This window comes from Calothrix sp. FACHB-168 (genome assembly GCF_963889195.1).
GTDB lineage: Bacteria > Cyanobacteriota > Cyanobacteriia > Cyanobacteriales > Nostocaceae > Aulosira > Aulosira anomala_A.
This window is the reverse complement of sequence record NZ_CAWPNJ010000019.1, coordinates 1-13,381: the sequence shown is the minus strand read 5'-3', so window position 1 is coordinate 13,381 and position 13,381 is coordinate 1. Positions and strand designations below refer to the sequence as shown.

General features: G+C 33.9%; 9 protein-coding genes and 1 rRNA gene. All 10 read left to right on the top strand.

The features are described 5' to 3' along the window. The first annotated feature begins 3 nt into the window (after positions 1-3). Positions 4-4,380, top strand: coding sequence for a DUF4815 domain-containing protein (locus tag AACW45_RS10825; RefSeq protein WP_190627561.1), 4,377 nt, complete (start codon positions 4-6; stop codon positions 4,378-4,380). After that, positions 4,370-7,183 (top strand): DUF4815 domain-containing protein, encoded by a 2,814-nt coding sequence (locus AACW45_RS10820; RefSeq protein WP_190627559.1) that lies wholly within the window; start codon positions 4,370-4,372, stop codon positions 7,181-7,183. The genes AACW45_RS10825 and AACW45_RS10820 overlap by 11 nt, the downstream gene beginning before the upstream one ends. Positions 7,184-7,189: 6 nt before the next feature. Beyond that, the gene (locus AACW45_RS10815; RefSeq protein WP_190627557.1) at positions 7,190-7,381 is read left to right on the top strand and encodes a hypothetical protein; all 192 of its coding nucleotides are present in this window, start codon (positions 7,190-7,192) and stop codon (positions 7,379-7,381) included. A gap of 29 nt (positions 7,382-7,410) precedes the next feature. Further along, on the top strand, positions 7,411-7,941 hold the full coding sequence (locus AACW45_RS10810) for a hypothetical protein (RefSeq protein ID WP_190627555.1): 531 nt from the start codon (positions 7,411-7,413) through the stop codon (positions 7,939-7,941). Positions 7,942-8,347: 406 nt separating this feature from the next. Next, entirely contained in the window at positions 8,348-9,034 is a 687-nt protein-coding gene (locus tag AACW45_RS10805) for a hypothetical protein (protein ID WP_190627554.1), read from the top strand. A gap of 174 nt (positions 9,035-9,208) precedes the next feature. Further along, positions 9,209-10,126, top strand: a complete 918-nt coding sequence (locus AACW45_RS10800; protein WP_190627552.1) for a ferritin-like domain-containing protein — start codon at positions 9,209-9,211, stop codon at positions 10,124-10,126. 243 nt (positions 10,127-10,369) lie between these two features. Next, complete coding sequence (locus AACW45_RS10795; protein ID WP_313933722.1) at positions 10,370-11,158, top strand: isoprenyl transferase; 789 nt, start codon at positions 10,370-10,372, stop codon at positions 11,156-11,158. Positions 11,159-11,504: 346 nt separating this feature from the next. Beyond that, positions 11,505-11,762 carry a hypothetical protein gene (locus AACW45_RS10790; protein WP_190627548.1) on the top strand — a complete coding sequence of 86 codons (258 nt, stop codon included), beginning with the start codon at positions 11,505-11,507 and terminating at the stop codon, positions 11,760-11,762. A 212-nt stretch (positions 11,763-11,974) separates the two neighbouring features. Then, entirely contained in the window at positions 11,975-12,613 is a 639-nt protein-coding gene (locus AACW45_RS10785) for a histidine phosphatase family protein (protein ID WP_190627547.1), read from the top strand. A gap of 672 nt (positions 12,614-13,285) precedes the next feature. Further along, positions 13,286-13,381, top strand: a 16S ribosomal RNA gene (locus AACW45_RS10780); the annotation flags it as partial.

Sequence of the window (13,381 nt, the reverse complement as noted above, 5' to 3'; positions counted from 1 at the left end):
ACTATGACTTTTGACTATAAAAATAATCCTCTATATCCAGATAGATATTCTAGAGATAAGCGTTGGGTAAGAGTATTACCTGTACCTGGAAGACCTATTCAAACTGCTGAACTTATAGAAATACAATCACTATTAAGTGATCAGATTAAACAAGGAATAGACACTTTATTCAATAATGGTTCTATATTAGAAGGATTAAAACTTAGTATTGTATCTTCTACTGATACCAACATAGAGATAAATATATCTCCAGGTAAATTATATGTAGAAGGTTATGTAATAGATATTGATTCTAATACTATTACCTTACCTAAGACTGGTAAATATTCTATAGATGTAGCTATTCAAGAACTAATAATTACTGAAGACGATGATCCTATCTTAAGAGATCCAATTAAAGGTGGAGCTATATATGGTCTAGAAGGCGCTTCTAGATTAATGTGGAACCCTGTTATTACTGTTAATAATAGTAATGGATATACAATAGGTCTCTTATCAGATGGAAATTTATCGCAGAACTTACCTAATACTCTTACTAAGATAGAGAATATACTTGCACAATATACTTATGAGAGATCTGGTAACTTTTGTGTAAATGGTTTCTCTATTACTTCTTTACCTGGAGAGTCTAGAGTAATAGAAGATAGAAAGAAATATGATTCTTTAGAAAGATTAGTAGATAATACTAATTCTGCCGCCCAACAAGCTTTATCAGATAGTAATGCCTCGCTAGTTAGACTTAATCAACTAAAAGCTTCACTTAATAATGCTATTGAGAATGCTAGGATATCTCCTACTTCTGCTAATAATGCGGCTATTGTAAATATACAAGATCAGATTAATAGAGAACAAACTTTCTATAACAGACTATCAACTTTATATAGTTCTAAGCTAGCTTTATATCAAACTTCTCTTGATAATCTTAATGCTAATAAGAATCTTTTAGTTGATAAAGTTTTATTCTCTATATCAGCAGGCATAGCTTATGTTCAAGGATATAGGATAGCAAAGAATACTCCTACTACTTTAGTAGTTGATAAATCTCTAGATACAACTAGAGTACAGAACGCTCAATTTACTTATTCTGGTAGAAATGCTAGTACTAAAAGGGTATTCTCTTTAGGAGAGAACTACACTTTTACTGATGTAGTTAATCAAAGAACACTTATAACTATAGTTATAGATAAATTAATATATAACCAAGAGTTTATAGCTGTTACATTAACAGTTAATTTAGCTGGTTCTACTATTACTAGTATTTCATCTTTATTAGATGCATTATTTAATTACATTAATAAAGGAGATACTAATACAGTATTCTCCTTATCTTCTAGCAACAATACTCTTACCACTCAAGATCTAGTAACTATCATTAAAAGTAATTTAGAGATTACTAGAGAGGCTACAAACGGTCTAGTTTTTAGATCTACATCTATTGCTAATAGTGCAAATCAAATATCTATTGCTACGGCTATTAAACAAAGAAATAGTTCAAATGTTGTTATAGGAGATTCATTAGCTTTATTAATAGATGTAGCTAATTCTAATCTTTCTGGTGGCGGCTCTTTTAATTCATTTCAATTAGGGTTTAAACCTGTAGCAGAAATTATCTCTCTAGTAGCAGAATTAGAAGAAGTATTAAAACCTATAGTAAGATCTAGTACACCAGGAACATCTGATTTCTTAGGTGACGATTCTATATTTAGAATTACTAAAGTAGTACAAGGTTCTACTACCTACATAGAAGGAAGAGATTATATTCTGATTAACCAATCAGAAATTGACTGGTCTCTATCTTTAGCTAACTCTATTGAACCAGATCCAGGTACTACTTACTTTGTTTCTTTTTTATATACACAACCTTTAGTCATAGATAAAGATTTTACTTTAGATAAAAGTACAGACTCAATTAGATTTATAGGAACTACACCAGCTACTAATCAGAATTTTACTGTGTCTTATAGTTACTACTTAGCTAAAGCTGGTGTTATATATATAACTAAAGAAGGTGATATAAAATATCAATTATCTTCTTCATCTAGTTCTCCTATTCCACCTATAGTATCTGAAGAAGTATTATCTATAGCTACATTTAAACTATTTGCTGATTCAACTTCTATTACTCCTACTGATTGTAGAGCAGTCTCCTTTTCAGAAATAAGTCAGCTAGCTAATAGAGTTAAGAAGAATACTAATGATATTGAACTTTTAAGTTTAGATATTCAAGGTTATAGAAAAGCAGTACAAACAATATCTACGTCTCCTATAGGCATATATACAAATACCTTACAAGATTTAAGTAGAATAAATTTATCTAATGTTTTATCAACTGGTACCCTGTCTCCAGCTACTCAAGGAATAACTAATGGTTATTTTCATAAGGATGTTCCCTTAAAGTATGTATCTGGAGGAACTAAGTCATTAGATTCATTAGGTAAAGATTATTTTATAGTACTGCCCTATGTATCTAGTGCAGTTCTTAGTCAAGTAAGAAGTACTAACTCTACTAAGATAAATACATTAACTCATGTAAAACAAAGAGGAAGAGTATTTATATCTCCTAATATCAGTTTCTTAAATGAAGGGTATAAATATCTATCTCCTTGTGATGCTATTACAAATAGAACTAATTTACTATCTAGAACTTCTACTAATAGACCTCTTATATTAGATAGTATTTCTAATACAGTTAGAAGTTTATTTAAAACTGCTTCTGAAGAGATTGTTAAATCGATAATAGATGGTTGCCCCATATCTACCTTTAGTAATGATCCTAATAGTTATTTATATTTATTAAGTACTTTATCTAAAGTAAAACCAATACTAGTTACTGTTAAAGTAGATAATTTAGTTCCATCCTCTGAAGGATATAAAGTCTATCTATCTGGAAAAGAAATAACCAATTATACTCTTACTAATAGTACTGCTTCTAGTATTAGATTTCCAGGAACTATTAAAGCTAAAGTAGATGGCAGCATACACTTTACTTTTACTACTCCTACTGATCTTAGATGTGGTTCTCATCTATTAGAAATAGAATCTTCTGACTACTATGCCAGTGGACTTCTAAATGTATTTAATAATTTAGCGACCCAAATAGTATTAGCAGCTATTAGTAATTGGGATACAGTACCTTCTAGAATAAGAGCTAACTCTCTTATTCCTTTAGATAAAACAGATTACTCAGATATTCTACCTACTGTTCCTTCTAATACTTTAGTTAATAGTGGTACTGTACCTTCTACAGAAATCATTAGTTTAACTAAATCTCAAAAGAATCCTAAACTACACGATGTAGTCAATCAAACAATAGATTTAAAAGATTATTATTTCATTACTTCTATTAAGTTAAAGATTAGGAAAATTAATACTACTAACCCTTTATTGGTAAAACTTAAAGGAGCCTCTGATGAAGGCCCCAATAAAGATTTATACGGTATAGCAAAAGCCAGTTCTTATCAAGTAACTGATAATGCTTCTAGTTGGACTACTTTTACATTTGACTACCCAATATTAATACAGCCTAATAATAAGTATTCTATCTCTCTAGAATCTATTGGAGAAGGTTATGAAGTATATACAGCAGAGATAGGTTCTAAAGATATTATTACTAGTAGTATAGTAGGTGATCAGTTATTTCTTAATGGTGATTTATTTATTTCTACCGATGGTTACTCTTATAAGAAACTACCTAAAGAGGATATTACTTTTGAATTATATAGAGCGGTATTTACTACTATTAATGAAGTGGTAGTAGATTTAGGTAGATATGGTAGCCCTGATTCTATGAGTGGATTATCAGCTTTCTCTATTAATACTAGAGATATACTTCCTATTGATACTAATATTGAATATCAATATAAGACGACATCTTCTGATTGGATTACTATTATTCCTAATAATGTAGTTTGTTTAAGTACATCTTCTACTTATATAGATGTAAGAGCTAAGTTATCTAGTAGTAAAGCTAACGTATCTCCTATATTAGTTATACAAGGATCTTCTGTATCTCTTTATTTAAATAACTTATCTTCTTCTATAGTTTCTAAACAAACCATTTATCCTGTGCCTTATAAGAATGTAGTTGTCAATATTCAGTATATACAGCCTGCTAACACTACTATTAAAGTTTATTATTCTCCTACTGATGGTCTTCCTATAGAAGGTCAAGAGTGGTTTGAACTAACAAAAGATGTAGCAAGTGAAAAGTATATTGACCAAGGATTAGGAGTATTAGAAGCTAATTATAAAATTGAGAATTCAAGTTTGTATATTAATAATGTTCTACCTAGAATTAAATTTAGATATCGAGTAGATATATCTTCTACTGTTATAAATAATCAACCTGTCATTAGGAATATTATCTCTTATGTCTATTAATGATCCTTTTCTTATATCTAAATATCCTAATAGGTTTGATGAAAAGAATCCTTGGAGGAAGATATTATTTAGACCAGATAAGAAGAGTCAGCTCGCTGAAATTCATGAAATCCATTCTGTAATTAATCATAACTATGGAACTAACTTTTCTCATCTGTTTTCTTTCTATGAAATAACTAAACCTATTTCATTTACATTAGTAAGTAATAGAACTAATGACTATGTAATTCTAATGTCATCTGGGCAAGTCTATTTAGAAACTGTATTTGGCAGCTATTTTATAGATATTGAATCTAGAGAATTTACACTACCTAACAATTCTAGATCTTATATAGGTGTACTACCTATATTTAGATTATTGAAAGATGAAGATTTCTTAAGAGATCCTTTAACTGGATCTAATTCATTTGGAGATTTAGGTAGCAATAGGTTAATACTAGACTATACTGTATTAGTTAATAAAGACTCCTATCCTTTAGGATTAGTAGAAGGAAGGGGGCCTATCTATCCTCCTTATATATACTATTACGTATCTAAAGGATACTCTAATTTATATAAAGATAGTTATCTAACTCCAATAATCACTGATTATTTAGCACTTAGATGGTATGAGGAGGCAGGTAATTATATTGTTAATGGTCTTCATTTATCTATAGTTTCTAATAGAACTGTACTTATAACTTCAGGGAAAGCTTATCTAGAAGGAAAACCAATATTATATCCAACGTCTTTTTCTTATGAATTACCTAAAATATTAAATTCTAATATTGATAATTCATACTCATTCTATTTAAGACATGATGGAACTATATTAGTTATAACTTCTAAAGAATTTACTTTTCCTTTAGACAGGTCTATTTATCTTGGTTCTATAATACCTGATAAAACTATTAGAGAATATATAGCTATTCCTACTGATAGTAGAGCTATAAGCAATAGTGAATTAATTCTAATAGATGAATATAATAAATTAAATAATAGAAGTTTAATAGAACTAGCTTTAGATCTATCTACTCTTAATGATTTACAGATAAGAGAGATTCAGATATCTGGTATATTTACTGACACTTTTAGTTCTCTTAAGAAGAGTGATATAAATCATCCCTTATATAATGCTTCTATATACCCTTCCAATAATTATTTAAGGGGCGGCATTACTTCTAATACTATTACTTTTAGTAATGTAGTTAATACATTAACAGAAGATATAAATATAGTATCTAAGAACAACTTACCTTATTACGTTGCACCTATAACTTCTGAAAGAGTTCTAATAAATCAGAGTAAAGTTACTAATTGGGTAACTTTATCTTCTCAAAAGAATATACCTTCTCTAAATATATTCCCTAATAAACCTACAATAAATTCTTCTACTAGAACTTATAACTATATATATGGTGAGATAGGTGCCGATTTAATTATTACTAGTGCCACTATTAGATTAGAAGCTAGTGGATTTCCTGCTTTAGAAGATAATTTAATTATTACATTTGGTAACACTAAGATTACTAATTTTACATTGTTATCTAATACTTTAGGCGGCACTATAGCTTCTTCTATAAAAGCTAAGTTAGATGGCTCTTTACAAGTAGAGTTTAAGATCCCTGATAATTTACCTAATACTCCTTATGTAATAACCATATCAAATAATAAATGGACTGCTTCTAATACATTCAATAGTTCTGATAACTATACTTATCAACTTACTAATGGATTATTAGCTCAGTCCTTCACTGTAGAGTTAGATGTGGTTATAGGTGAAATAAATCTAGCTTTAAGAAAAGCTCCTTCTATTTCTATAGATGACTATATTATTGCTACTGTATCTATTGTTAATACTTCTTTAGGATTCCCCACTAAAGAAGTATTAAGTCAAGGAGATTTATATTTATCTGCTATTACTACAAGTAGTAATGGTAGTTCTCTAACTAATATTCAATTAGATAAACCTGCATTCTTAAGTAAAGGAAAACAGTACGCCATAGTAATATCTTCTAATGTACCTTCTAACTTAGAATTCTTTATAGCTACTATAGGAGAGAAAGATATATCCTCTAATACTTCAATAGGAGTACAACCTCTTATAGGTGGAGAATTAATAGTTAGTAAAGAAGGGGCTTGGGAGAAGAAACCTAATTCTGATTTAGTATTTAATCTTATACAAAATATACCTTCTTCTTTAGAAGGTATATATGATTTCACTATAGAGAATCCATTAGATAAGATTAATTCTATTAGTTCAATACTTAAATATTACTGCCCGCCTTCTACTTCTCTATCCTTTCTATATAACTTAAAGGGATCTTGGTTACCCCTTAAAGATGTACAGCCATTAATTGACTCAACTAATTTTATAGATATAAGAGCTGTATTTAAATCTACTAGTTATACTTACCCTATATTCTATTTAGATAATTCTTATTTCATAATTTCTTCTAACAAGTCTTCTTCTACTTGGGTAAGTAAAACAATAGATTTGATTAACCCGTATACTAATATTGAACTATCTTTTCAATATTATCTTCCTCAAGGGACTACTATTACCCCTTATTTCAGCTCTAACGCTGGAGAAAGTTGGGAGCAATTCTCCTCAGATTTTAATCCTATTCTAGTAGATGGTAATATTCCTTTATATACTACTACCCTAACAGTAAATAATCTATCCAATACTGTTAATATATCTGATATTAATGGTAATACTTCTTCTATCTTAAGAAGAAGATTAACTATTAGGTTTGATTTATCAAGTCAAGATTCTAATATAACTCCTTATATTAAAAGATTGGCTTCTAGTGTTTACTAAACTATTATGGACTATACTAATTTCCTTCCTCCTAATGCTCATGTAGATCCTGAAACAGGAGCATTAATATTTAATAATCCTCCTAAAGAAGATGTACTTAGTCTAATAGCTCGTATAGAAGAGCTAACTAATAAGTTACATTCATTAGAACAATCAATTAATCTTATAATAAACTCTAACCAATCTAATCTAGACTAATATAGTTATTCTCTATAGGAGTATTAACTATGAATGCGGCTGAGTTTATTATTCAATCTGAACCAGGTACTTCTTTATGGGATTGGGTTCAGGTTAAATCACTTGATAGTGTTTATATACCAACAATTACTAACACTGGGATTTTATCTACTGATTATTTCCCAGTGTTTCTTATTAAGGTAAATCAAGGTGAAAGCTGGACTATATCTAATCCTCCTCAGGCACATATCAAGATAGGTATGTATAGGTTTAATAATGTTGTACCTATCTATGTACTTATTAAAGTATCAGGTATTGACTTTATCCATGAAGTATGGATAAACCATTGCTCACAAGACACTCCCTCTCCTCTAGCTCACCTTTCTAGAATGAAGTATATACATATCTTTCTTTATGAAAGTAATACTCAGCCAGAAAGAACAATTAAGTTTGTAAATAACTTTACCTATAAATCTATCATAGAAGAAATTAGAACAGCTCCTCGTTGGTCTAATTTAGAGTTTGATCAAGCTAAAGAAATAGCCCCCTCGAAAGATATCCTCTGGCAATACAATATGTAATTCTTTTACTATGTCCACTCTATAAACCCAACTAATGCTGCTTCAGCGTCCATTCTGTAGCGAAGAGGTTAGTGAAATTTGAGAACATAGATTAATCTACAATCCCCTGACCCAATTTTCGGATAAGATTTTGTGAATCCTACTTTTTTCCCTACTTTGTTGACCTTGGTTTACAGGCGAAAACAATAAAGCCATCTGGTCGAATACAATAAAATTCATTAAGTCATCTCAACACCATCATTATCTCTGATGAGATCCGACCCTTACCAATCTTTGCCTAGTAGTGCTGAACCTCCTTGTTCAAACGATATCTTTGTGGATAATTTAGACCGAAGAGCTTGGCGAAGCCTATTGGTGATTTATTATAAAGTTGAAGAATGATAAAAAGTAACTTTTCTAAAAAATTATGAGCGCAGATATAGATAATTGGTTATTAGATACTCTAATCTACTATCGCCAAATGGATTTTTTTACTCAATATCAAAATCTTTCAAATTCCGAATTACTAATTGAAATCAAGAAAGTAATTAAACGGTTTTATTCAAATAACTACCTTTATTTCCTGAAAGAACGGGATGATTGGTATATTATCAGATTAGATAACCAAAGAGTATTAAATATAGACTTTGATGTGATTTATGGAAATGACTTAGGGATAATAGATATAAATGGAAGTATTGGAAATCTTTTGGATATTTCTAAGAGTTCTAGAGGATTTTTTGCTCCCGAGCAAGTGATAAGTTACTATATAAATGAATATAATGAAAAAATTTACACAACAAAAGATTTATTAAGATATTTTGATAGTTTACATCCAGATGATAATATACATAGATGTTACAAAAATATAGTAGAATTTGAAATAAATGGTTCTAAATATTCGGTAGTTGGTGACTACGATCCATCACTCATGGCATCTCAAATAAATCAATTAATTATCAAGACAGGCTATCAATTTTATTTGGGTGGATTTGGCGATCCTACACCTATGCTTTTACTCAATCAAGTAGAAGAGCAAAAGTTGCAGCAAGAAAGAAGTTTGAGATTTAGTTTAATAAAACCCCGTGTCAGCTTGGTGAGATTTAACCAATAATCTTGAAGATGAATTATGAATTGGATAACTGTAACTTTCATTAACACAACAAAGAAATCTGACTTTTTCGCCGACTTTAGCAACCACACAAAATAAAATTGCCGACTTCAGCCGACTGACAACAGAAAGTGCGATCGCTTAGGCTATTGGGCATAGAGTTAAAGTATACAAATTATGCTAAATACCGCCAGCCCACATATAGAAACATCGGGCGCGCAAAGCTGGCAAATACAGCGTCGGATTCATTCTCTCATCGATAACTATCTTGCAACTGCAAAACTACAAGAACGCTTGCAAGATTTACCCTTACAATTTACCAATCCCCAACCGCGCCCCTGGAAACCGATTAATTGGCAAGCTATTAACCGCAATCAAATTATCGGCATCAAACCAGAAGTATTTTTATCTATCTTAATTGGTGCAATGGATACAGAAGCCCCGATTCGCGGTTACACCCAAACCAGCCGCCAGTATTTAGAGAAATTACATCCCCAGATGGCGCGGTTTGTTGGTGGAATAGTCGGTGAAGACAGCGAACTTCAAGAAATTGGCTTGTGGGAAAAAGAAGAACGCCAGCACACACCCGCATTAATCAAGATTTATACCCAATTAACAGGCGAAAAAATTACCCCCAAACACCGCACCGTCAGAGGCTATATCCCTACAGATAACCCTCACGAAGATTTATATCGCCACGGTTTACACCGCGTAGCTACAGAATATGGTGCCACCTGCCTTTACCTGTGGCTGATGGCGCACACCACCGACGCACTCCAAGATGTTCTCGAAGAACTCACCAAAGACGAAATTAACCACATGACTAAATTTTGGGGCTTTGGAGTCTGGGCTTTCCCCAATACCAGCTTAATCCGAGTAGGAACCACCCTCATAAAAACCCGTTCCCAAACCTATAAACGTAACAACCTCATCCGTACCCTACGCCGAATGATGGCAACACTCAACTGGGATGCTTGGACTTTCACCAACAAAGCCACCCTCCTATACACCTTCACCTACGCCATACATCGCCTCTGGAAATGGCACAACAGCCTCACCCCAGAATATCTCAACAATCTACTACAGCAATCATAGATAGGCTGTGAAAAAAAATTATGATACCGAACCCCTCAATAAACTTAGGACTTACGCAAAGCACCTTTGAAACTCTGATTTCTTCGTGTACTTCGTGTCTTCGTGGTTCGATTCTTCCGTAGTTTGTGCGTAAGTCCTAAAACTAACTAAAGCATTTCACGACTTCATCGCAAATTCTCAGCGTACCTCTGCGCTTACCTTAGCGCCCCTCTGCGTTTAAATTTCCTACCTCAAATCCCCACGATTTTACTCAAAGCTGTACTAACGAAAGAAAATTTTCACAACATGATCCCCCTACCACCAGACTTAAACCCCGAAAAAATGCCCCAACACGTAGCCGTAATTATGGATGGTAACGGTAGATGGGCAAATAGCCAAGGACTACCACGCATCGCCGGACATCGCCAAGGTGCAAGCACCCTTAAACAACTATTACGCTGTTGTAAAGATTGGGGAATTAAAGCCCTCACCGCCTACGCATTCTCTACAGAAAATTGGCAACGTCCTATTGAAGAAGTAAACTTTCTGATGCTGTTATTTGAGCGATTGCTACGCCGCGAGTTAGCCCAAATGCACCAAGAAGGCGTGAGAATTTCCTTTATTGGTGATTTATCAGCTTTACCGCCATCTCTGCAAACAGAAATGGAACGTTCCATGACAGAAACATTACATAATCAAGCAATTCACTTTACTGTTGCTGTTAACTACGGTAGCCGCAACGAAATTACTAGAGCCTGTCGTCAAATAGCCCAGCTGGTGCAACAAGGTAAACTGGGTGCAGAAGCCATCAATGACAGCCTTATAGAACAACATCTCTACACAGCAGATACTCCAGCACCAGATTTACTGATTCGTACTAGTGGCGAGATGCGCTTGAGTAACTTTCTCTTGTGGCAAATGGCTTATACAGAAATGTACTTTACTGATATTCTCTGGCCGGATTTTGATAGAGAAGCATTTTATCAGGCTTTGTTGAGTTACCAAAAACGCGATCGCCGTTTCGGTCAAGTTAAAGCTTTACTCTCAGCCTAACACAGCTATAATCCTGACTTCTGCTATTGCAGACTAGTTGTCAGCTGGTTGTAGTCGCTACATCCATAATCTTTGACTGCAAACAACCTTCTTCACAAAGTCCTCAACTTTGTTGCATAACATCTATACGAAACTCATTTTTTGAGCTATGCGAACTTCTCAGATTAGATTGCAATCCAATGCGATCGCACTAAACACTGACAAGAAACTCTTACTAGACAGCTATCAATAAGCTTCTAGTTATCTGACTTAGCTGATGCCAAATCAAATAAGACTTTTATAGTCCAAGCAAATCAGCAATTTGCCATTTTTGAGAAAAAAATACCAGCTAAAATGGGGCTATATTATGAAAATTGAACGACCATTATCTCAAGAACCTACACCAGAAGAAACTCTGGAACTTGAACAATTGAAAATCATGATTGAGAAGTCTATTAAGGACGGTAAAATCACTCATCAAGAAATCCAAAACTTTTACAGTAAAATTTTCGCCCATGGAAAACCTAGCGTAGATCGGGTTTACCGATCGCTGGAGTTATATAGAAATATTGTTGGCGAACAACTTGACAAACTGGAAGTTTGGTATGAGCCACCCAGCGATTAAGCTGTCAGACAGAAAAGACGATCTGGGAGATATGCTAAAATTTGCAACAGCTGTCGTAATTCATACCGCCATCAGCAAAGCCCGATTTCACAAGTTTGTGGTTGATTGACTTTTTTGGCTGATTACTTTGTCCTAGCGGTACATACCCGATTGCGAGATTGATGTTAGTTTATTTTTGCACAAACTCCTCGATCCCAATCGCGATACAAGCTATGACACTCAATTTATATTTACTGCGACATGGAGAAACTACTTTTAGTCAAAGTGGTAATTTCTGTGGTGAAACTGATGCGGAGTTGACTGCAGAAGGAATAGAGATGGCAAAGAGTTTTGCCGATATTTACAGCAGATTGCAGTGGGAAGCAGTATATGTTAGCCCGATGAAGCGCACAATTGCAACTGCCAAGCCAATTTGTGATGCTATTGGTATGGATATGCAGTTGCGTCCTGGGCTGAGAGAAGGTAGTTACGGTGAATGGGAAACTAAGAGTAAATCGTTTGCTCAAGAGAATTACGCCCAAAACTATGTAAAATGGTTGACAGAACCGGCTTGGAATGCACCACTAGGTGGAGAAACTGCGGTAGAAATTGCTAACCGTTCTATGCCCGTAATTGCAGAAATTCAAGAAAAACATCCCCAAGGTAATGTTTTGGTAGTTTCCCATAAAGCCACGATTCGGATTATGCTTTGCAGTTTACTGGGAATTGATTTGGGACGCTATCGTTATCGGGTGAATATTTTGGTCGCGTCAGTAAGTATGGTTAAATTTGACGTTCATGGCCCATTGTTAGAGATATTAGGCGATCGCCATCACATACCCGATCATCTGCGTTCTCGTCCGGGAACATAATAATCCCTACTTAGTAAGTCATTATTATTGGGTAGAGCGTTGTCCATTAGGCTAAGTATGTAAAACGGGCAAAGCCTGCAATCGCTTTTTGAACCCAGAACCCCCGCAATTCAATTGCGGGGAGCTACGTCTTAAATATACTTGTTGCAAAAGTCCTGATTCTTTGCACGCCAGTGAGGGAGCCGACGGAGCGCAACAGCGCACAGGCTAGTTTTTGCGTGAAACAAGAAGATATTTATGCAAGAGACTCCATAAACTGCATTCACAAGAAACAATAAAAATCAATCATCCCAATGCCCAATGCCCCATGCCCCAGAGAGATTGCTAAAGTCTAAGTTAATTTGAGCGATCGCTGTGCGCAATTAACCTAAAAATCATCTTCCAAACTTTTGGGAAACGCCACAAACCCTTGTAAATCAAGCAGAAACAAAATTTCCCCAAAAAAGTTTGTCGAACCCCTTGACGAACTAGAAAAACAATTGCTATCTTGAATAAGTGCTGAGGCGAGAGACCGCCGCAGCAACCGAACCGAGACAAAAAAATACTTTGAAAGCTAAAGAAAAACCAATCCTCGTCAATCAGGTTTTTTGAGTAAACTCAAAACTTAACCAAAAATTATAGCAGGATTTCCGAAGTCGAAAGAAAAATTCGGAAAGAAAAAATCAACTCAACAAAATGGAGAGTTTGATCCTGGCTCAGGATGAACGCTGGCGGTATGCTTAACACATGCAAGTCGAACGGTCTCTTCGGAGATAGTGGCGGACGGGT

What these genes read in the sequence shown, in the direction of transcription:
- AACW45_RS10785 (WP_190627547.1), top strand. Translation starts at nt 11,975, where the DNA reads ATGACACTCAATTTATATTTACTGCGACATGGAGAAACTACTTTTAGT.
- AACW45_RS10800 (WP_190627552.1), top strand. Translation starts at nt 9,209, where the DNA reads ATGCTAAATACCGCCAGCCCACATATAGAAACATCGGGCGCGCAAAGC.
- AACW45_RS10820 (WP_190627559.1), top strand. Translation starts at nt 4,370, where the DNA reads ATGTCTATTAATGATCCTTTTCTTATATCTAAATATCCTAATAGGTTT.
- AACW45_RS10790 (WP_190627548.1), top strand. Translation starts at nt 11,505, where the DNA reads ATGAAAATTGAACGACCATTATCTCAAGAACCTACACCAGAAGAAACT.
- AACW45_RS10825 (WP_190627561.1), top strand. Translation starts at nt 4, where the DNA reads ATGACTTTTGACTATAAAAATAATCCTCTATATCCAGATAGATATTCT.
- AACW45_RS10805 (WP_190627554.1), top strand. Translation starts at nt 8,348, where the DNA reads ATGAGCGCAGATATAGATAATTGGTTATTAGATACTCTAATCTACTAT.
- AACW45_RS10815 (WP_190627557.1), top strand. Translation starts at nt 7,190, where the DNA reads ATGGACTATACTAATTTCCTTCCTCCTAATGCTCATGTAGATCCTGAA.
- AACW45_RS10810 (WP_190627555.1), top strand. Translation starts at nt 7,411, where the DNA reads ATGAATGCGGCTGAGTTTATTATTCAATCTGAACCAGGTACTTCTTTA.